Source organism: Pseudomonas sp. P106(2024), from assembly GCF_057480815.1.
Map to the genome: position 1 here is coordinate 206,356 of NZ_JBLIYU010000006.1, position 19,117 is coordinate 225,472.

At 62.8% G+C, this 19,117-nt stretch carries 21 protein-coding genes; 5 read left to right on the top strand and 16 right to left on the bottom strand.

Going from position 1 to position 19,117, the window contains the following annotated elements; translation table 11 throughout:
* Positions 1–68: 68 nt before the first annotated feature.
* The 13 genes from AC25M7_RS12720 to flgB form a co-directional block, all read right to left on the bottom strand.
* On the bottom strand, positions 69–998 hold the full coding sequence (locus AC25M7_RS12720) for a ketoacyl-ACP synthase III (protein WP_486971118.1): 930 nt from the start codon (positions 996–998) through the stop codon (positions 69–71).
* 286 nt (positions 999–1,284) lie between these two features.
* Positions 1,285–2,847, bottom strand: coding sequence for a flagellar hook-associated protein 3 (locus AC25M7_RS12725; RefSeq protein ID WP_486971119.1), 1,563 nt, complete (start codon positions 2,845–2,847; stop codon positions 1,285–1,287).
* Between the two features lie 12 nt (positions 2,848–2,859).
* Entirely contained in the window at positions 2,860–4,899 is a 2,040-nt protein-coding gene (flgK, locus tag AC25M7_RS12730; RefSeq protein WP_486971120.1) for a flagellar hook-associated protein FlgK, read from the bottom strand.
* Between the two features lie 10 nt (positions 4,900–4,909).
* Positions 4,910–6,106, bottom strand: a complete 1,197-nt coding sequence (flgJ, locus tag AC25M7_RS12735) for a flagellar assembly peptidoglycan hydrolase FlgJ (protein ID WP_028691032.1) — start codon at positions 6,104–6,106, stop codon at positions 4,910–4,912.
* 11 nt (positions 6,107–6,117) lie between these two features.
* Positions 6,118–7,227, bottom strand: a complete 1,110-nt coding sequence (locus tag AC25M7_RS12740; protein ID WP_028691033.1) for a flagellar basal body P-ring protein FlgI — start codon at positions 7,225–7,227, stop codon at positions 6,118–6,120.
* Positions 7,228–7,239: 12 nt separating this feature from the next.
* Positions 7,240–7,935 (bottom strand): flagellar basal body L-ring protein FlgH, encoded by a 696-nt coding sequence (flgH, locus tag AC25M7_RS12745; RefSeq protein WP_028691034.1) that lies wholly within the window; start codon positions 7,933–7,935, stop codon positions 7,240–7,242.
* A gap of 79 nt (positions 7,936–8,014) precedes the next feature.
* Positions 8,015–8,800: a flagellar basal-body rod protein FlgG gene (flgG, locus tag AC25M7_RS12750; protein WP_028691035.1), complete on the bottom strand. Its 786-nt coding sequence runs from the start codon at positions 8,798–8,800 to the stop codon at positions 8,015–8,017.
* Between the two features lie 48 nt (positions 8,801–8,848).
* On the bottom strand, positions 8,849–9,589 hold the full coding sequence (locus AC25M7_RS12755) for a flagellar basal body rod protein FlgF (protein ID WP_028691036.1): 741 nt from the start codon (positions 9,587–9,589) through the stop codon (positions 8,849–8,851).
* Positions 9,590–9,751: 162 nt separating this feature from the next.
* Positions 9,752–9,946: a hypothetical protein gene (locus tag AC25M7_RS12760; protein WP_028691037.1), complete on the bottom strand. Its 195-nt coding sequence runs from the start codon at positions 9,944–9,946 to the stop codon at positions 9,752–9,754.
* 69 nt (positions 9,947–10,015) lie between these two features.
* The gene (gene flgE / locus AC25M7_RS12765; protein ID WP_062360680.1) at positions 10,016–11,338 is read right to left on the bottom strand and encodes a flagellar hook protein FlgE; all 1,323 of its coding nucleotides are present in this window, start codon (positions 11,336–11,338) and stop codon (positions 10,016–10,018) included.
* 30 nt (positions 11,339–11,368) lie between these two features.
* Positions 11,369–12,061, bottom strand: a complete 693-nt coding sequence (gene flgD / locus AC25M7_RS12770; protein WP_486971121.1) for a flagellar hook assembly protein FlgD — start codon at positions 12,059–12,061, stop codon at positions 11,369–11,371.
* A gap of 13 nt (positions 12,062–12,074) precedes the next feature.
* Entirely contained in the window at positions 12,075–12,518 is a 444-nt protein-coding gene (gene flgC / locus AC25M7_RS12775; protein WP_023629792.1) for a flagellar basal body rod protein FlgC, read from the bottom strand.
* 2 nt (positions 12,519–12,520) lie between these two features.
* On the bottom strand, positions 12,521–12,928 hold the full coding sequence (flgB, locus tag AC25M7_RS12780) for a flagellar basal body rod protein FlgB (RefSeq protein ID WP_028691041.1): 408 nt from the start codon (positions 12,926–12,928) through the stop codon (positions 12,521–12,523).
* A gap of 111 nt (positions 12,929–13,039) precedes the next feature.
* On the opposite strand from flgB, the gene AC25M7_RS12785 reads away from it, so the two are divergent.
* The gene (locus AC25M7_RS12785; RefSeq protein ID WP_155952689.1) at positions 13,040–13,186 is read left to right on the top strand and encodes a hypothetical protein; all 147 of its coding nucleotides are present in this window, start codon (positions 13,040–13,042) and stop codon (positions 13,184–13,186) included.
* Positions 13,187–13,240: 54 nt separating this feature from the next.
* Here the strand turns inward: AC25M7_RS12785 and cheR are convergent, their stop codons facing one another.
* Both cheR and AC25M7_RS12795 read right to left on the bottom strand, forming a co-directional pair.
* The gene (gene cheR, locus AC25M7_RS12790; protein ID WP_028691042.1) at positions 13,241–14,068 is read right to left on the bottom strand and encodes a protein-glutamate O-methyltransferase CheR; all 828 of its coding nucleotides are present in this window, start codon (positions 14,066–14,068) and stop codon (positions 13,241–13,243) included.
* A gap of 51 nt (positions 14,069–14,119) precedes the next feature.
* On the bottom strand, positions 14,120–15,049 hold the full coding sequence (locus tag AC25M7_RS12795) for a chemotaxis protein CheV (RefSeq protein ID WP_028691043.1): 930 nt from the start codon (positions 15,047–15,049) through the stop codon (positions 14,120–14,122).
* Between the two features lie 63 nt (positions 15,050–15,112).
* Here AC25M7_RS12795 and flgA point away from each other — a divergent pair, with 63 nt between their 5' ends.
* The 4 genes from flgA (at position 15,113) to AC25M7_RS12815 (ending at position 17,700) form a co-directional block, all read left to right on the top strand.
* The gene (gene flgA, locus AC25M7_RS12800) at positions 15,113–15,862 is read left to right on the top strand and encodes a flagellar basal body P-ring formation chaperone FlgA (protein ID WP_247283420.1); all 750 of its coding nucleotides are present in this window, start codon (positions 15,113–15,115) and stop codon (positions 15,860–15,862) included.
* A 174-nt stretch (positions 15,863–16,036) separates the two neighbouring features.
* Positions 16,037–16,351: a flagellar biosynthesis anti-sigma factor FlgM gene (gene flgM / locus AC25M7_RS12805; protein ID WP_028691045.1), complete on the top strand. Its 315-nt coding sequence runs from the start codon at positions 16,037–16,039 to the stop codon at positions 16,349–16,351.
* 47 nt (positions 16,352–16,398) lie between these two features.
* The gene (locus tag AC25M7_RS12810) at positions 16,399–16,866 is read left to right on the top strand and encodes a flagella synthesis protein FlgN (RefSeq protein WP_028691046.1); all 468 of its coding nucleotides are present in this window, start codon (positions 16,399–16,401) and stop codon (positions 16,864–16,866) included.
* 90 nt (positions 16,867–16,956) lie between these two features.
* Positions 16,957–17,700, top strand: a complete 744-nt coding sequence (locus tag AC25M7_RS12815; RefSeq protein WP_028691047.1) for a flagellar brake protein — start codon at positions 16,957–16,959, stop codon at positions 17,698–17,700.
* 48 nt (positions 17,701–17,748) lie between these two features.
* On the opposite strand, the gene AC25M7_RS12820 is transcribed toward AC25M7_RS12815, so the two are convergent.
* Positions 17,749–19,080: an MFS transporter gene (locus tag AC25M7_RS12820; protein ID WP_088852863.1), complete on the bottom strand. Its 1,332-nt coding sequence runs from the start codon at positions 19,078–19,080 to the stop codon at positions 17,749–17,751.
* Positions 19,081–19,117 lie beyond the last annotated feature (37 nt).

Below are 19,117 nucleotides of genomic sequence, written 5' to 3' on the forward strand. Positions count from 1 at the left end.
GCGATCTTCCACGCATAAAAAAACGCCTGGCGGGGCACGCCAGGCGTTATTTTCGAGGCCTTCGCGAATCAGCCGCGATAGAGAATCGCCGAACCCCACGACAGGCCCACGCCAAAGCCGCTGATGGCCACGCGCCTCCAGCTACTGTCGAACATGTGCTTCTGCAGCAGCAGCGGCACGCTGGAGGACACGGTGTTGCCAGTCTCGAGCATGTCCTTGACGAACTTCTCCGGATGCTGCTCCTCGAAGCGCCGCGCCACGGCATCGACGATCGCCGCGCTGCCCTGGTGAATGCAGAACGCATCGATGTCCGAAGACTGCAAACCGCTGGCCGCCAGCAGCTCATGCAGGTGCGCCGGCACCTTGACCAGGGCGAAGTTGAACACCTGGCGACCGTTCATGAAGAAGGTGCCATCGCTGACTTTGAGGTGCTCGGCACCCGAGCCATCGGTGCCGAAACGCGCCTCGCCCAGCTGCCAGACAGCGTTCTCGCCCATCCAGGTGGCCGTGGCGGCGTCACCGAACAGCATGGTGGTGTTGCGGTCTTCCGGATCGACGATCTTCGAATACGGGTCGGCAGTGATCAGCAGGCCGTTTTTCAACCCCGCCGCCTGCATGAAGCCCTTGATGGCGTACAGGCCATAGACATAACCCGAGCAGCCCAGCGACACGTCGAAGGCCGCCACGCGGGTCGACAGGCCCAGCTTGTTCTGGACGATCGCCGCGGTGTGCGGCAGGCCTTCTTCGTCACCGTTCTGGGTGACCACGATCAGTACATCGATCGACTGCGGATCGAGCTCGGGGTTGTTGGCGAACAACGCCCGGGCCGCCTCCACGCACAGATCGGACGTTTCCTGCTCCTCAGCCTTGCGCGGCAGGAAGGAAGCGCCGATCTTGCCGAACATGAACTCTTCGTCCTTGCCGAACTTCGCACCCTGGACGTAGTTGTCCAGGCCAGCGGTGGGCACGTAACTCGCGATGCTTTTGATGCCAATCATTCTGGCTTCCCAATGAAAACAGCCAAAGACCGCCACTCGATGAATTGAGGGCGCCGACTACCGGCGTCAAGGGCAATGCGCCCTGGACAGGCCGACATCAGGCCTGCCCTCTGCGCACCGGTAACAAAATGCTGCAGCAACTGCCGCATAGAATACAGGGAAGATGCACGATTTGACTCATTAGTCACAGTCAATTATCGCCAAACCCCTGCCACCACCGCGCGCCAGACACGAAAAAGCCCCGGCAGCATGGCGCTGGCCAGGGCTTTCCTGAGGCGGATCGCGATCAGAGCTTGTTGAACAGGCTCAGTTGCGAAATACGCGAGAAGGCCAGCTGGGAAGCTTCGAGCATGGCCTGCTGCAGAGTCAGCATGATCGAGGCGTCGGCCATGTCGGTGTTGCCGATGGCATCCTGGGTGACCTTGTTGGCCGTGCTCAGGCTGGTGTTTTCCTGGCGCTGGATATCGAGCGAGTTGCCACGGGCACCGATCGAGCCGCGGGTGATATCGACCTGCTCGCGGGCACTGGCCAGGTTGGCCACAGCCGAGGCTACGGCGTTCTTGATGGCGGTATTGTCGCCCGAGGTGCCTGGCGGCGCATCCAACGCCGCACGCAGCTGGCTGATGGTCTCCAGCACGCTCTGGTTCTGGTGGTTGTTGGCATTGACCGCGAACTGGTCACCCGTCTGCGGCGTACCGGATACCTGGTAGGTGACGCCGGCCACCGTCAGCGACGGCGCGGTGAAGGTACCGCTGGCAACGGGCTTGCTGTCCGCAGTCAAAGGCTGGGCATAGAACTCGTAGGTGTTGGTACCGGTGAACTTGATCACCGCCCCATCACTTGGGAAGGTGCTGCTGTAGGCGGCCGGGTCGGTCACGGCGCCGCTGGTGACCTGCGCACTGGACGGGTTGCCGGCACCACGCACGGTCGTGAGCGTATCGGGGCGGGCCTGCACGCTGAACTCACGGCCGGCGAAGACGGCATTGGCATCATCGCCTTCTTTCAGCGAGGCGGTGATCTCGAACTCGACGCCGCGCAGCGCGATACGATTGCCACCCTCGGCCTTACTGTCGAAGGTGCCATTGGTGGGCGTCTCGGCAGTGATGTCGTTACCCAGAGCATCGGTCACCGTGTACTGGGTGGCGCTGGTGAAGGTGATCTTGTACGGCTGGCCAGCGGTGAAGCTGCTGTTGTAGGTGTTGTTCGAGGTCAGCAGGCCCGGCGAGAGCGCGACCTTGCCGTCATCGACCGGCGGCGTCACCAGGGTGGACTGGGTACGGCTCTTGTTCTTGGCCGAATCGAAGATGCTGAAGCCGGTGTCGTTGGTCGCCAGGCTCAGGGTGTCGGACACCTGCAGGCTCAGCTGGGTCTGGTCGCCCTGGTAGCTGTAGGTGCCATCGGCATTGCGCACATAGGGTGGCGACGAGGTCTTGGTGCCACCGAACATGTAGTCGCCGTTGGCATCGCGCGAATTGAGCAGGCCGAAGATGTTGGCCTCGATCTCCTTGAGCTCGCTGCTGATGGAGACCCGGTCGGCATCGGTCACGCCAGCGCCACCGGCACGCAGGGCCAGATCGCTGGCACGCTGCATGGCATCGTTGATGGTGCTCAGCACGCTCTCTTCCTGCAGCAGCGAGTTGTTCACCGTGGTCATGTTGCCGTCGTATTGCTTGAGCAGCGCTTGCTGCTGTTGCAGCAGGAGCAGGCGCGCGGCGCCGACCGGATCGTCGGCGGCAGTCTGGATGCGCACGCCGCTGTCGATCTGCGTCTTGCTCTTCATCAGGTCAGCGAAGTTCTTGGTGTAGCTACTGGCGCTCGACTCATAGAACTGAGCGGTGGAAATACGCACGATGGCTACTCCTTACAATGCGTTGATCAGGATGCTGAAGGTTTCCTGCGCCGCCTTGATGATCTGCGACGACGCGGTGTAGTAGTGCTGGAACTTGATCAGGTTGGCTGCCTCATCGTCCAGGTTGACACCGGAAACCCCGTTGCGGCTTTCCTTGGCCGCATCGAGCACGGCCTTGGTCGCAACGGTATCGATTTTGGCCTGGTTGGCCTTGGCTCCGACCCGCTCGACCAGCGAGGCGTAGGCCGAGGTGAAGCTGGAGCCGCCGCCGGAGGTCACGCCGACGGTGGATTTGGTCTGCAATCCCAGCAGCGCCTGGGCGTTGCGGTTGTCGGACTTGCCGTCGGCATTGAAGCCAAAGGTAAAGCTGTCGTTGGTCGCCGGGCTGCCGCCGACGGTGGTCTCGACGCTGAAGGTCCGCGGGTTGCCGCTACCATCGAGGATCGGCGCACCGCTGGCATCGCGCATCGGCACATTGATGGTCAGCTTGTTGTCCTGACCAGGCACGATGGTGCCTGTGCCGATGGAGTTACCCTTGGAGTCGTACAGGGTGTAGCCCTGCGTACCTCCGCTGGCGGCCTGGAACACCATGCGTACCGGCATGGAATGCTTGATCGAATCCTGGATCAGCGCAGTGTCGGCGCCACCATAGATATCCAGCTTGGCTCCCAGGTTTGGCTGGGTGATGGTGCCGGAGCCGGTATTGCCACTACCCACAACGCCATTGATCGGCCCGGCGAAGGCGAGCTTGTTGGCATCGGTGAGCACGGTATTGATGGAGCCTGCCGCCGAACGGGTCGGGCTCACCTTGAAGGTGTCGCCAGCGGCCAGGCCGCCACCGTTCAGTTTCAAGGTGAAGCCGTCGATCACCGGCGGCGGCGTGGTGGTCAGGTCGAAGTTGCCCATGTCGGTGCCGTCGGAACGGCGCACGCTGTACTGGTTCGGGCCGGTGAACTTGACCTCGTAGTCGTAGGTGGTGAGCGCGCCGCTGTTGGCGATGGTCACATCCAGGTTGCCGGAGCCTGCGCTGTTGTTCGCGGAGGCCAAGCTGCGCTGGCTGATCGCCAGGGCGCTGTTGATGCTGGAGAACAGCGCGCTGCCGAACTGCGCGTTGGCATCCAGGCCCTGCCCCAGCTGGCTGTTGATGCTGTCGGCCACCACCAGGGCGACACGTCCCAGCTCGTTCATCGACGGGGTGAGCACGTCGTTGCGGTAGCGCAGCAAGCCACCGATCTGCCCGCCGGTGACCACCGAGGTGACATCCGAGGAGAAGGTCGGGTAGTTGATCTGCAGGCTGTACTGGCTCTGGTCCGCGGCGCTCGGCACGGCGGTCAGGGTGTTGGCGCGGTTGCCGGTGACCAGCGACTGGCCGTTGCCCAGGTACACGTCGTAGTTGCCGTCACGCTCCTGCACGGTGACGCCGACCAGTTCGTTGAGCTGGCGAACCGCTTCGCTGCGGGCGTCGAGCAGGTTGTTCGGCGAGGCGCCGGAGGCCGACAGCTGGGTGATCTGCTTGTTGAGATCGGCGATGCTCGAGGTCAGCTTATTGACCTGGCCCGACAGGGTGTCCAGCTGGCTGTTGATGCTGTCGTTCTGCTTGCTCATCTGGCTGGAGATGGCATTGAAGCGGTTGCTCAGGGTCTGCGCCTGGGTCAGCAGCAGCTGGCGCGAGGCGACGTCGCTGGGCTTGGCCGAGGCGGTCTGCAGGGCCGAGAAGAACGCGGTCAGCACCGAGCTGATACCGGTGTCGCTTTCGGCCAGCAGCTTGTCGATGCCGGTGATCTGATCCTGGAACGCCGCCGCATCGGTATTCAACGAGGTGGAGGTCTGCAGCTGGTTGTCCAGGTAGGCGTTGTAGATACGACGCACATCCGACAACGTGGTACCAGTGCCGACGAAGCCCGTGCCGATATTGTGCGACGGCCCCGTGGTCTGGATGGTCTGCTGACGCGAGTAACCCGAGACGGCCGCGTTGGCGATGTTGTTACCGGTGATGGACAGCGCGGTCTGGCTGGCATTCAGGCCGGAAAGCCCGATCGAGATCAGAGACATGCTTCAATCCTTATAGATTCGTGTTAGTGCCGGCCATGGCGTATTCCTGGGTTGGCCGCAGCTGCCGGGCAATGCTGATGATCTTGCGGGCGTAGTCCGGATCGGTCGCGTAGCCAGCCTTCTGCAGCTCTCTTGCAAACTGTTCCGGGTTATCGGCGGCGCCGACGGCATCTTTATAGCGGTTGTTGTTCTGCAACAGGCTGACCAGATCGTGGAAGCTGTCCTGGTAGGAGTCGTAGGAACGGAACGCCGCCGTCTCCTTGACGAACTGCCCACCACGGAACTCGCTGGTGATCGCCCGTGCCTCGCCACCCTGCCAGTTACCGGTGGCCTTGATGCCGAACAGGTTGTGGCTGCTACTGCCGTCAGGATTGCGCATGACCGACTTGCCCCAACCAGTTTCCAGCGCAGCCTGGGCCACCAGGTAGCGCGGGTCGATACCGATGCGCTTGGCCGCCTGCTCGGCCATCGGCAGCATGGTGGCGACGAAGGCATCGCTGTCGCTGAACGCCTTGCTCGGCGCCAGCGGCGGCTGGGCCACGGCCCGGCCCAGAATGCGCACACCCTCGCGCGGCGCGGCGAACGCCTGCGCCGGTTGCCAGTCGCCCCGGGCGACGCCGGCGAGCGTGGGGCCACTGCGACTGGGCAGGGCCGTGTCGCTGCCCGCGGCGCCGGCACTGGCGGCGGACGGCACGATCCCAGCCAGCAATCGGTCGGTCAGCTTGCCCGGCAAGGCCAGGCGCCGCGAATTGAGGGCAGCGACGTCGTTGCGCCCGGCAGCGGGCTGCTCGCCGTGCACCGGCGCGGCCACGCGACTGCCCCAGAGCACCGGAGCGGCACCGTCGGTGCGCGGGAATGGGCTGGAGTTCACGCTGTGCTTCTGCTTGCTCAGCTGACGCACCAGCACATCCTGCAGGCCAATGCCGCCACCCTGGCGGGACATGCTCACCGCCAGTTGCTGGTCATACATGTCACGGTACTGCTTGACCGTGTCGCTGTTCATCGGGCTGTCTTCGTCGGCCATCACATCGGTGGCCTTGCGCGACGCCTTGAGCATCTCGCTGACGAACAACGACTCGAATTCCTGGGCCACCTTGCGGATGTTGCCCTCGCTGTCGCGATCGCCAGCTTTGAGCGAACTCAACCGATTGAGGTCGGTGAAGGCCCCACTGTCGGACGCGCCGGAGATCAGGCTTTTCGGATTCATCCCTGGCGTCCTCAGATCACGATCAGGTCGGCTTGCAACGCACCGGCCTGCTTCAGGGCTTCGAGGATCGCCATCAGGTCGCTCGGCGCAGCGCCGACCTGGTTCACCGCGCGGACGATCTCATCCAGCGTGGTGCCCGGGCCGAACTTGAACATCGGCTTGGCTTCCTGCTCGGCATTGACCCGCGAGCGTGGCACCACGGCGGTCTGGCCGTTGGAGAACGGCCCCGGCTGGCTGACGATCGGGTCTTCGGTGATGGTCACGGTCAGGCTGCCGTGGGTCACCGCCGCCGGCGAGACCTTGACGTTCTGGCCGATGACGATGGTACCGGTGCGCGAGTTGATGATGACCTTGGCCACAGCCTGCCCCGGATCGATCTCCAGGTTCTCGAGAATGGACAGGTAGTCCACTCGCTGGCTCGGGTCCATCGGCGCGGTGACCCGCACCGAACCACCATCGACGGCCTGGGCCACGCCCGGGCCAAGCAGCTCGTTGACCTTGTCGACGATGCGCTTGGCGGTGGTGAAGTCCGGGCGATTGAGGTTCAGGGTGAGACTGTTGCCCTGGTTGAAGCCACTTGGCACCGCGCGCTCGACCGACGCGCCACCGGGAATACGACCGGCCGACGGGACGTTGACGGTGATCTTCGAGCCATCACGGCCTTCGGCGTCGAATCCACCGACCACCAGGTTGCCCTGGGCGATGGCGTAGACGTTGCCGTCGATACCCTTGAGCGGCGTCATCAACAGGCTGCCGCCGCGCAGGCTCTTGGAGTTGCCGATCGATGACACCGTGATGTCGATCACCTGGCCCGGCTTGGCGAAGGCCGGCAGGTCGGCATGCACCGACACCGCGGCAACGTTTTTCAACTGCACGTTGCCCGATCCTGGCGGCACCTTGATGCCGAACTGCGACAGCATGTTGTTGAAGGTCTGCAGGGTGAACGGGGTCTGGGTGGTCTGGTCACCGGTACCGTTGAGGCCCACCACCAGGCCGTAGCCGATCAGCTGGTTGGCCCGCACGCCGGAAATGCTGGCGATATCCTTCAAGCGCTCGGCGTGGGCGCCGAACGCACAGGACAGAAGTAGTGTCGCGGCAATCAACCGCCTAGCGTTGAACATGGTCATCCGTACTCAGAAAGGCCAGAGCGGGCTGATGAAGAAGCGGTCCAGCCAACCGGGCTGGCTGGCATCGGCAAACGAGCCGGTGCCCGAATAGGTGATGCGCGCGTCGGCCACGCGGGTGGACGGCACGGTGTTGTCGGTGGCGATGTCGTCGGCACGCACCAGGCCAGCAATGCGCACCAGCTCTTCGCCGGTGTTCAGGGTCATCCACTTCTCGCCACGCACGGCGATAATGCCGTTGGGCAGCACCTCGGCCACGGTGACGGTGATCGAGCCGGTCAGGGTGTTGCCCTGGGTGGCCTTGCTGTCACCTTTGGTGGAACGGTCACCGCTGTAGCCGGCCTCCAGGGTGAGGTCGCCACTGCCCAACGGGTTGTTGGTGTTCGGCACGGTACCGAACAGCGAGGTCAGACCGAGGTTGGCCTTGCTGTTCTTCTGGATCTGGGAACCTGCGTTCTTGCTCGCCGAGGTGCGCTCGTTGAGGGTGATGGTGATGATGTCACCGACCCGAAACGCCTTGCGATCGGTATACAGGCCCTGCTCGAAACCGGCCTGGTAGATCGAGCCGTTGTTGGCCGCTGCCGGCAACGGGGTGCGCGGCAGGACCGGCGCGTAGTACGGATCGTTGGGCTTGGGCGTCGGCGCGACGCAACCGGCCAACGATACCGCCCCCCCCAGGGCGAACACGGACAACAGACGTTTCATGACGCTTACCTCTAGGCAAAACAGGCGCTGCAACAGCGAGCGAATGGTCAGCGGCCCGCACCCGGCGGGCCGCCAGGGGTTACAGCTGCTGGGTGACGAACGACAGCATCTTGTCGGCGGCGGAGATGACCTTGGAGTTCATCTCGTAGGCGCGCTGGGTGGTGATCATGTTCACCAGCTCTTCGACGGTGCTGACGTTGGACGCTTCCAGGGTCTGCTGCTCGGTGGTGCCGAAGCCGTTCAGGCCTGGGGTGCCGACCTGCGGCGCGCCGCTGGCAGCGGTCTCCAGGAACAGGTTGCCACCGATCGCCTGCAGACCGGCCGGGTTGATGAAGTCGGCGGTCTGGATGTTGCCGATGACCTGCGCGGCCGGGTTGCCGACGGTGGTGATCGACACGGTGCCGTCCTTGCCGACGGTGAACGTCTGCGCGTCTGGCGGCACGACGATGGCCGGCTCCAGGGCAAAGCCGTTGGCGGTGACGATCTGGCCGTCGGAGTTCAGGTGGAAGGTACCGTCGCGCGTGTACGACACGGTGCCGTCGGGCTGCAGGATCTGGAAGAAACCGCGACCGTTGACCGCCATGTCCAGCGGGTTTTCAGTGGTCTGCAGGCTGCCGGCATTGAAGCTCTTCTGGGTGCCGACGATGCGCACACCGGTACCGACCTGCAGGCCCGAAGGCAGCTCGCTGTCCTGGGTGGACTGCGCGCCAGGCTGGCGCTTGATCTGGTAGAGCAGGTCCTGGAACTCGGCACGATCACGCTTGAAGCCGGTGGTCGAGACGTTGGCCAAGTTGTTGGAGATGACCGCGAGGTTGGTGTCCTGGGCGGACAGGCCGGTTTTAGCGACCCAAAGAGCCGGAAGCATTTAATGTTCTCCTCGTGCGCCTGTTTTACGGCACCCGTTCAAATGTAATTAGCCGATTTGCAAAACCCGAGCCATGGCTTCATCGCCTTCCTTGGCCGCGTTCATCATCTTGACGTGCAGTTCGAACTGACGGGACAGCGCCAGCACCGAGGTCATTTCCTCGACGGCATTGACGTTGCTCGACTCCAGGAAACCCGAGACCACCCGCACGTTGACATCGGCGTCAGCCGGCTGGCCACTGGTGGTGTGGATCATGCCGTCCAGGCCCTTGGTAAGCCCCTTGATATCCGGATTGACCAGCTTGATCCGGTCGACCTCGGCCATCACCCGCGGATCCTCGCCCATGGCGCGGATGCTGATGGTGCCGTCGTCGCCGACCTCGACCTTCTGCTCCGGCGGAATGGCGATGGGACCGCCATTGCCGATCACCGGCATGCCGTTGCCAGCACGCAGCACGCCCAGGGCGTCGATGTTCAGGCTGCCGGTGCGCACGTAGGCTTCGCTACCGTCTGGTGCCTGCACGGCGATGAAACCCTTGCCGGCAACCGCCACATCCAGCTCCCGACCGGTCTCGACCAGCGCACCCTCGCTGAAATCGGTGGCCGGGCGCTCGGTCATGGCGAAGGCGCGTGCCGGAAAGCTGTCGCCGAACACCGGCATCGAACGCGCCTGCTCCAGGTCACGCTGGAAGCCGTTGGTGGAAACGTTCGCCAGGTTGTTGGCATGGGCCTTCTGCGCCAGCGCGTTCTGGCTGGCGCCGGTCATGGCCACGTAAAGCATCTTGTCCACAGCATCTCCTCTACGCGAACCTCGCCGCGCTATCGTTGGCAAGGGTAAAGCAAATATCGAACCAAGCTGACGCAACCCTTTGAGTACGGGGCATTCAGGGCCACGCCAAGACAAAAAGCGTCAGTTTGTCGGCGAATGTTTGCCGCAGGCGGCAACACCCCGTCAGTTGTTCCGACACGCGCCATTGTTGTAGGGCCCGGAATGACGCTTCCAGCCCTCGCCCGGATCGGTGGCCGAGCACATGTAGCGCCCGGTCGCCAGGCTTTGCCACTGATACCAGGGCGCCGGCGCGGCGCGCAGCGAGAGCGCGATCAACAGTGCGCCCGTCACCGCCACGAGCATCGACAGTTTCTTCATGGCTATGCCCTCCTCTGTGCCAGACGTGAAAAAGCCCCCGCAAGCAGGGGCTTTTTCACGCCACGATCATCAGGTCATCTGGATGATGGTCTGCATGATGGTGCTTTCGGTGGAAATGGTCTTGGCGTTGGCCTGGTAGTTGCTCTGCGCCTTGATCAGGTTGACCAACTCGCCGGTCAGGTCGACGTTGGAGTCTTCCAGGGAACTGCCCGCGATACGACCCAGGGTACCGGTGTCCGGCTCGCCGATGATCGGCACGCCCGAAGCGTAGGACTCTTTCCAGGCGGTGGCGCCGACCGGGGTCAGCCCCTGCAGGTTGGCGAAGTTGGCGATCACCACCTGACCGATGACCTTGTTCTGGCCGTTGGTGAAGTTGGCGAACAGGTTGCCGCTCTGATCCACGGTCAGGCCGGCGAGCTCACCGGTGGCATAGCCATCCTGGTCCTTGGCAGTGGTGGCCGAGGCCGCGTTGTACTGAGTGGTGGCCAGCATGTCCAGGGTCACACCACCGGTGCGTGCGGTGGCACCATTGCCTACCCAGGCGCCTGCGGCGTTCTTCTCGGCCGGCACCCAGTTGGCCAGCTGGAAGGTCTTGTCGGCAGCGACGGTCAAGCCACCTGCGACCGGCCCGGCAGCCATTGCGGCGGTATCCAGCTTGCCTGCCGAGGTGAACGGCAGCTTGTTGACCAGCGGAGTGGACAAGGTGGGGTCGGCCGGATTGCGACCATCGATGGTGGTGTACATGGTCCAGGAGTTGGTACCGGCATCCTTGACGAAATACTGGTTCATCTGGTGTTCGTTGCCCTGGCTGTCGTAGACCGGGGTATTGAAGGTGTAGTTGTAGCTTTTGACATTGGTCGGATCGAACGGCGCAACTGTCGGCGCTGCGTCGCTGGAGTTCAGGTTGACCGTTTCGGAAATGCGACCTGTCGGCTTCGGCGACAGGTTCGAGGTATCGATCTTCAGGTTGGTCAGCGACCCCTGGATGACCTTGCCGTTTTCATCCACCGGATAACCCTGCAGGTTGGCGCCGTTGGCGTTGACCACGTAGCCTTCCTTGTCGCTGTAGAAGGCGCCGGAGCGGGTGTAAATCCGCGAGCCGTTGTCATTCAGGGCAAAGAAGCCGTTGCCGTCGATGGCCATGTCCAGCGCCTGGCCGGTGCCATTGATGTTGCCCGGGTTGAACATCTGCGAGACCGCCATGGTCTTCACGCCGCTGCCCACCTGGGTCTTGCCGCCGGCGGTGCCACGGATGGACTGCGAATACTGGTCGCCGAACTCGGCGCGCGACGATTTGAAACCGGTGGTGGCGACGTTGGCAATGTTGTTGCCGGTAACGTTCAGAGCCTTGTTCGCCGCGTAGAGACCGCTAAGGCCGATATTGAAAGACATTTACTCGCTCCTTGTGCCGATGCTGCGGCGTTAGATTCCGATGGTGGTTACTTTGGAGATGCCGACTTTGCCGATACCGGCCAGGTCGAGCATCATCTCGCTGCCGTTCTGGAAGCTGACACTGTTGACCTTGGCCGGCAGCAGCGTGGCCAGCGTCTTGGCCTTGCCGTCGACCTTGGTCTCGGCACTGAAGGTATAGGTGCCCGGCTCGACCGCCTCGCCCTTCTCGTTCTTGCCGTCCCAGATGAAGTCGGCGGTACCGGCCTTGCGCGCCCCCAGGTCGATGGTCTTGACCACGTTGCCATCCTTGTCCTTGATGCTGACCTTGCCCTCGGTGATGTTCGACGACACCACGACCTGGCCATTGAAGCTCTTGGTGGTGTCGACCACCGCCTTGTCGCTCGCCACGATCACCGAGCGACCGACCAGCGAAGTGGCCTGCAGCGCCTGGGACGAACCAATGCCGGTGAGGATGCCGTCGACCGACTCCTTCAGCGACTGGATGCCCTCGAGGCTGCTGAACTGGGCCAACTGCGCGACGAATTCGCCGTTGTCCTGGGGATCCAGCGGGTTCTGGTTCTTCATCTGCGTCACCAGCAACTGCAGGAACGCATCCTTGCCCAGCGCGCTGCCGGCCTGCCCGGTGTTGCTCTTGTTGGCAGGCTTCTGCAGCGAATCCAGATAGCCGCTGCCGACCTTGGTATCGGTATTGGTGGTAGTCATTACGGCTCCCTGCTTACTGACCCAGGGTCAGCACTTTCTGCATCATGTTCTTGGCGGTGTTCATCAGTTCGGCGTTGGTCTGGAACGCGCGACTGGCGGAGATCATGTCGGCCATCTCCTCGACCACGTTGACGTTCGGGTAGTAGACGTAGCCGTCCTTGTTCGCCGCCGGGTGGTTCGGCTCGTAGCGGGCCTCGAGGTTGCTCTGGTCCTCGATGATGCCCTTGACCTGAACGCCCTGCCCCGCCTCGCCCTGATCCTCGAACAGCGACTGGCCCGCGCCGCCCTGAGCCTGCTGGAAGGTGGTGGCGAACACCGGATGACGAGCGCGGTAGGTCTGGTCGATGCTCGAGGACACCGTCTCGGCGTTGGCGATGTTCGAAGCGACGGTGTTAAGGCGCGTATTCTGCGCGCTCATGCCGCTACCGGCGATGTTGAAGACACTGGCAAGGGACATGGTCACTCTCCACGCAGGGCCGATACCAGCCCTTTGAATTTACTGTTGAGCAGGGTGAAGCTGGCCTGGAAGCCAACGGCGTTTTCGGTGTAGTTCGATTGCTCGATCTGCGCATCCACGGTGTTCTGGTCGATCGACGGCTGCATCGGGGTGCGGTACTGCAACGTGTCGTCCATCATCGCCAGTCCTTCGGCCTCGATGTGACGGCTGTTGGTGCGGTCCAGGGCGATACGTCCGTTCTGCTGTTTGTCGGCCTCGGCGGCGAGCACCGAAGAGAAGTCCATGTCACGCGCCTTGTAGTTGGGCGTGTCGGCGTTGGCGATGTTGTTGGCCAGCACCTCGGCACGCTGGGCGCGAAAGCCCAGCGCCTTTTCGTGGATGCCGAGCGCTTTGTCGAAGCTGATGCTCATATCGGGGAAACCTTCGGAGGTTGGCCAGAGTTTCGTTGGCTTAGGCTTTAGCAAGGGCTGTGCCAACCATCAAAACCCTCGTAAATAGGGGGCCAGCCGATCAAATAGGCGATGGCGCTGCCAGAAAAGCGGCAAGGCGCTTCCGCTTTGCGCGCATCAAGCGGCAATTGCCAGGCGGCAAAAGCGGCAAAACAAAAAATTGACGTCAAGGGCTATCCCCCGCCGACCGGCAACCTCAAACTCAAGACCACGCCCTGACAACAGGAACAAAAAAGGCCGGTGTCGCAAGACACCAGCCTTTTTTGCCCGACCTTACTTGGCCTGGTAAATGATCCCTGGACTGCACTGGACCATCTGATAGTGGTCCGGCAACCCGTTGAGCGCCTCGGACGCGCCAAGGAACAGGTAGCCACCAGGCTTGAGCGTGCTGTGAATGCGCATGAGGATGTCCTTCTTGACCTGAGCCGAGAAGTAGATCAGCACGTTGCGGCAGAACACGATGTCGAATTTGCCCAGCGGCGCATAGCTGTCGAGCAGGTTGTACGAACGGAACTCGACGCGACTGCGGATCGGCGGCTTGACCGCCCAGCGCCCCGGCCCCTTGGGGTCGAAGTAGCGCTGCAGGCGCTCCTGTGACAGGCCACGGGCAATGGCCAGGCTGTCGTACTCGCCAGTCTTGCAGTTGTTGAGCATGGCGCCGGACAGGTCGGTGGCAACAATCTGCGCGCCCATCTTCAACTGGCCGAGGTTGGTGCGCTCGAACTCGTCGATCGACATCGAGATCGAATACGGCTCCTGCCCCGACGAACAGGCCGCCGACCAGATGCGCAGGCGCTGGCCCGGATTGTTCTTGATGAACTCCGGGATCACCTTGCTCTTGAGCACTTCGAACGGGTAGGTGTCGCGAAACCACAGCGTCTCGTTGGTGGTCATGGCATCGACCACCTGCTCGCGCAAACCACTGCGTGGCTGGGTCTGGATGCGCTGCACCAATTCGCCCAGCGACTTGATGCCCTGTTGCTCCATCAGCTTGTTGAGACGGCTGGAGACCAGGTACTGCTTATTCTCGCCCAGCAGGATGCCACAGGCTTTCTCCAGGAAGACCCGGAACTGTTCGAAATCCAAATTACCCGTAGACAATGCTGCCGCCTCTTCTTAAATCGCTAGCGCCGGGGACGAGCCCCGGCCGTTTCAATGACTCGCCTTGATCCGATCGACCACGCGCTGGGCAAGATCGTCCGGCCTGAACTTGGCCAGGAAGTCATCAGCACCGACCTTCTTGACCATCGCCTGGTTGAATACCCCGGACAGCGAAGTATGCAGGCAGATGTGCAGCTTTTGCATACGCGGATCGCTGCGGATCTCCGCCGTGAGGGTATAGCCGTCCATTTCCGGCATTTCAATATCCGAGATCATCATGAGGAACTCTTCCTCCGGACGCTTGCCCTCGTCCACCAGCTTACGCAGGTAGTCCAGGGCCTGGCGACCGTCGTTGAGCGCCACCACCTCGACCCCCACAGTCTGCAGGCAACGGCTCACCTGCTTGCGCGCCACCGACGAATCATCGACCGTCAGCACCCGCAACATCACCGCCTTGTCCTGCACCTCGGCATCGATCACCCCCTCGGACACCGACTCGGACGACGGCGCCACTTCGGCCAGCACCTTCTCGACATCGATGATCTCGACCATGCGATTGTCGACCCGGGTCACGGCGGTCAGGTAGTGATCGCGCCCGGTGCCCTTGGGTGGCGGATGGATCTCTTCCCAGTTCATGTTGACGATGCGCTCGACCGAGTGCACCAGGAAGCCCTGGGTCTTGGTGTTGTACTCGGTGATGATCACGAAACTGTTGCGCGTTTCTTCCTTCAACTGCGGAAGGCCAGTGGCCATCGACAGGTCAAGGATCGGGATGGTCGCCCCCCGAATGTTGGCCACACCGCGCACCACCGGATGGGATCTGGGCAGAAGCGTCAGGTCCGGGCACTGCAGCACCTCCCGCACCTTGAACACATTGATGCCGTAGAGCTGATCGCCATTGAGACGAAACAAAAGCAGCTCCAGGCGGTTCTGCCCCACCAGTTGCGTGCGCTGGTTGACCGAATCCATCACTCCAGCCATGCCAGACTCCTTCAACGATTGCCTAAGTACCGAATCGGCACGGGCTTTGCTTTTTTGAACGCCATGTACACGAAAACGACAAATTTCCGACGACTGACGCGCCTGCTGACCGGCTCACTGGCCGCCCTGTGCCTGCTGGCACCCGGCATTCGTACGCTGGCGGACTCTTTTACCTTGCCTGAACAGCTTATCGGTGTCACCCAGGGGTTTCTTGAGTTCACCGTAGAGGATTATCTGGCGACGACCCAAACCCCGGGCCGCTATGAAATCCAGGTCAATACCCTGGACCCGCGCCTGCGCATGCCCCAATGCAGCCAGCAATTGGATGCCTCGCTGGAAAGTTCGACGCCGCTCGGGCGGGTCACGGTACGGGTACGCTGCGACAGTGCCGCGCCCTGGACGGTGTTCGTCCCGGCACAGGTCCGCCTGCTGCGCGATGTGGTGGTCATGACGCGCCCCCTGAAGCGCGAAAGCGTGGTGACCGAAGGCGATGTGGCCATGCGCGAGCGCGATGTCGGCAGCCTCGGCCCAGGCTACCTGACCCAGCTCGACCAGGCCGTGGGCATGAAGCTGCTGCGCCCCACTGTGCTCGACCAGGTACTGACGCAACAGCACCTGGAACAGGCCGAGGTGGTTCGCAAGGGCGACCATGTGGTGATCATCGCCCGCAGCGGCAGCCTGAGCGTGCGCATGCCGGGCGAGGCACTGGACAAGGGCGGCATGCAGACGCAGATCCGCGTGCGCAACCTGAATTCCAGGCGCGTGGTCAAGGCGCGGGTCACAGGCCCCGGCCAGGTCGAGGTGGCCATGTAATACACCGTGTCGGGATAATGACAGAACGCTGGCGATGTGGAACCGCGCGCCCTAAACTGTGTCACAAATCGGGTTGCGCACCTGTACCTGGAGGCACTGATGCATTCACACCTAAAGTTTTGCTCAGGCTGGCCGAAAACCAGGCATGCGTCCTAATTCCCAGGGGTTCTGAACATGGTCATCGACTTCAGTCGTCTCAACAACTCTCCGTCCGTCACGGGCGGCGTTCGCGGCAATGCCGCGCCAGGCAACGCCGAAAAAGCCGGCGAAGCCAGTGAAGCGCCAAAGCGCGCCAATGCCAGCGGAGAAGCGGTACACCTGAGCCCAGAGGCCCAGCAATTGCAGAAGATCAGCGACAAGCTGCGCGATCAGCCGACCGTCAACAGCGCCCGCGTGGCCGAGTTGAAGCAGGCCATCGCAGACGGCAGCTACAAGGTCGATGCCGACCGGGTCGCCAGCAAACTGCTTGATTTCGAAGCCCAGCGCTGACCTTCAGGCGCGCTGACTTCAAGGACGCAACACGCCAAGAGTTAGCCATGCACGACACTACCCTGCTGCAACTGATTGAAAACGACATAGCGCCGACGCAGGAACTGCTCGAGCTTCTGCAGAACGAAGCGATAGCCCTGCACGGTCGGGACATGATGGCCCTGGAGCAAATCCTGGCCCGCAAGCAGTCGTTGATCATCTTGCTCGAGCAGCAGGGCAAGCGGCGCAGTCAGCTGCTCCTCGAACTCGGCCTGAGTGCCGACCGCGAGGGGGCCCAGGCGCTGGCCGCACAGTCGAGCAATGGCGAGGCCATCATGAGCCGGCTCGATGCACTGGGCGAGCTGATGGATGCCTGCCGGCAGGTCAACGAGACCAATGGCCGGATCATCCAGGTGCAGCAACAGACCACGGCGAACCAGATCAGAATCCTTCAGGGTGGCGATTCCCCGTCGCTCTACGACAGCCGTGGCGGCACCTCGCCAATGGCCAAGCCCCGCGCACTCAGCCAAGTGTGATTAGTTCTATCTTATTTGTACCAAGACACGGAACATACTGGCAAAATGCCGTAACTTGCGTGTGCCGTTTTGCCTGGAGATTGATAACCCGTGTTCAATGAATCCGATGCGCCCCAGCCACCAAAGGTGCTGACCACCCCTTTGGAGATCACGGCCAACTTGCGCCAGTTGCTGGATAGCCACGACCCGCTGATCATCAGCTTCCACGAGCGCAGCCAGCGGTTCCAGAGCTATGTGGTGCACGTCGACCGGGACAACGGCGTCCTGGCACTGGATGAAATGATCCCCCGCGATGGCGAAAAGTACATCGAGAACGGCGAGTCGTTCCGCGTCGAAGGCTTCCATGACGGCGTGCGCATCGCCTGGGAGTCCAGCACACCACTGACCATCACCGAGATCGACGGCCATCGCTGCTACCGCGGCCCACTGCCCGAGGAAGTGACCTATCACCAGCGTCGCAACGCCTTCCGCGCCGCGCTGAAGCTATCGCAACTGGTCGACATCACCCTCGACGGCGCCCACCTCAAGGGCAATGGCGCCCTGCGTGGCAAACTGCTGGACATCTCCGCCACCGGCTGCAAGCTGCGCTTCGACGGCAACGTCGAGGACCGCCTGCAACTGGGCCAGGTCTACGAGCGCTTCAAGGCCGGCAACCCGCTGGGCCTGACCGACACCCTGGTAGAACTGCGTCACCTGCACTTCGAGGAACGCATCAACACCACCTTCGCCGGGGTGCGCTTCCATAACCTCAACGGTCAGGCACAGCGCAAGATCGAGAGTTTCGTCTATCAACTGCAGCGCGAGGCACGGCGGTTCGACAAAGACGACTATTGAGCGTCGCCAGGACATGATAAACGCCACCCCATGGGTGGCGTTTTGCATTCAGCGAGTAGCTGATTTGCTCGTCTCGCTTTCCCGCTCCATGCCGGCCTCCTCTTCGGTATCTTCCGCCGCCACCGGCGCCTGCATCACCTCCTGCACGGTCTGCTCATCGACCCGAGGGTCAAGGGCCGCCGACAAGGGCGAGCCAGCCGCCGGCATGGCCACGTGCCCAAGCGGCGCATCCTGGACCTGGTGCAGCCCGGTGACTGCCTTGGGCCGGATACGCCAGACCAGCACCAGGGCGAAGAATACGAAGAAGGCATACAGCATCTGCGCGCCCAGCAGCTTCATCAGCACCCCGGCCGCCAGCGGCCCGATGCAGGCGCCCACGCCATAAGTGACCAGCAGCATGGCGGTCAACGAGACCCGCCGCTCGCTTTCCACATGGTCGTTGGAGAACGCCACCGCCAGCGGATACAGGCAGAACTGCAGCAGCGATATGACGAAACCGATGCCGAACAACAGCGCCAACGGCACGCCTGGCAGGATCGCCAGCGGCGCCGAGGCCAGGGCCAGGCCGATCGCCACGCCACGTATCAGCACGGCGCGATCATAGCGGTCGGACAACCAGCCCAACGGCCACTGCACGAGCAGGCCGGCGAAAATGCAACTGCCCATGAACAGGCCGATCTGCTCGGTGGAAAGCCCCTGGCTGGACGCATACAGCGGCGCCAAGCCATAGAACGAACCGACGATCAGACCCGAGCCAAGTACCGTGGACAGCGACTGCGGCACACGCTTGATGAAAAACTTCGGCTCCATCGGCGCCGGCCGCAATGGCGCGGGGTGGATGCGTCGGGTCATGGCCACGGGCACCAGGCACAGGGCAAAGCACATCGCCACGAGCATCAGCAACTCAGGCCCAAGCTGCGGATGCACCACCAGGATCAACTGGCCAAGCACCAGCCCCAAATAGGAAGCGATCATGTAGCCGCTGAACACCGCGCCGCGATGCTTGGCATCGGCCTGCTCGTTGAGCCAGCTCTCGATGACCATGTACTGGCACATCATCCCCAGGCCGACGATCATGCGCAGCCCGACCCAGGCCGGCAGCCAGCTGGTCAGCCCGTGCCCGAGCACCGCCGCGCCGACAATGCCGGCACAGGTGGCGTAGGCGCGGATATGCCCGACCCGGCCAATCAGCCGGTGCCCGACCTTGCCGCCTACCGCCAGGCCGAAGTAGTTGGCCGCCATCAGCGCACCGATCCACAGGCTGTCGACATGGTCGGCGGCCAGACGCAGGGCCAGGTAGGTACTGAGCAGACCCGAACCGATCAGCATCATCAGGGCGGCGAAGTACAACGACTGAAACGGCTTCCAGATATTTCGCATACGTCCCGTCAAGCTCCTTGATCTGGTGGCGCGAGGT

Bases quoted from the DNA above. Each gene is read 5' to 3' on its own strand.
- AC25M7_RS12720 (WP_486971118.1), bottom strand. From the start codon at position 998: ATGATTGGCATCAAAAGCATCGCGAGTTACGTGCCCACCGCTGGCCTG.
- flgK (WP_486971120.1), bottom strand. From the start codon at position 4,899: ATGTCTCTGATCTCGATCGGGCTTTCCGGCCTGAATGCCAGCCAGACC.
- flgJ (WP_028691032.1), bottom strand. From the start codon at position 6,106: ATGAATCCGAAAAGCCTGATCTCCGGCGCGTCCGACAGTGGGGCCTTC.
- AC25M7_RS12740 (WP_028691033.1), bottom strand. From the start codon at position 7,227: ATGTTCAACGCTAGGCGGTTGATTGCCGCGACACTACTTCTGTCCTGT.
- flgH (WP_028691034.1), bottom strand. From the start codon at position 7,935: ATGAAACGTCTGTTGTCCGTGTTCGCCCTGGGGGGGGCGGTATCGTTG.
- flgG (WP_028691035.1), bottom strand. From the start codon at position 8,800: ATGCTTCCGGCTCTTTGGGTCGCTAAAACCGGCCTGTCCGCCCAGGAC.
- AC25M7_RS12760 (WP_028691037.1), bottom strand. From the start codon at position 9,946: ATGAAGAAACTGTCGATGCTCGTGGCGGTGACGGGCGCACTGTTGATC.
- flgE (WP_062360680.1), bottom strand. From the start codon at position 11,338: ATGTCTTTCAATATCGGCCTTAGCGGTCTCTACGCGGCGAACAAGGCT.
- flgD (WP_486971121.1), bottom strand. From the start codon at position 12,061: ATGACTACCACCAATACCGATACCAAGGTCGGCAGCGGCTATCTGGAT.
- flgC (WP_023629792.1), bottom strand. From the start codon at position 12,518: ATGTCCCTTGCCAGTGTCTTCAACATCGCCGGTAGCGGCATGAGCGCG.
- flgB (WP_028691041.1), bottom strand. From the start codon at position 12,928: ATGAGCATCAGCTTCGACAAAGCGCTCGGCATCCACGAAAAGGCGCTG.
- AC25M7_RS12785 (WP_155952689.1), top strand. From the start codon at position 13,040: ATGGCGCTGCCAGAAAAGCGGCAAGGCGCTTCCGCTTTGCGCGCATCA.
- AC25M7_RS12795 (WP_028691043.1), bottom strand. From the start codon at position 15,049: ATGGCTGGAGTGATGGATTCGGTCAACCAGCGCACGCAACTGGTGGGG.
- flgA (WP_247283420.1), top strand. From the start codon at position 15,113: ATGTACACGAAAACGACAAATTTCCGACGACTGACGCGCCTGCTGACC.
- flgM (WP_028691045.1), top strand. From the start codon at position 16,037: ATGGTCATCGACTTCAGTCGTCTCAACAACTCTCCGTCCGTCACGGGC.
- AC25M7_RS12810 (WP_028691046.1), top strand. From the start codon at position 16,399: ATGCACGACACTACCCTGCTGCAACTGATTGAAAACGACATAGCGCCG.
- AC25M7_RS12820 (WP_088852863.1), bottom strand. From the start codon at position 19,080: ATGCGAAATATCTGGAAGCCGTTTCAGTCGTTGTACTTCGCCGCCCTG.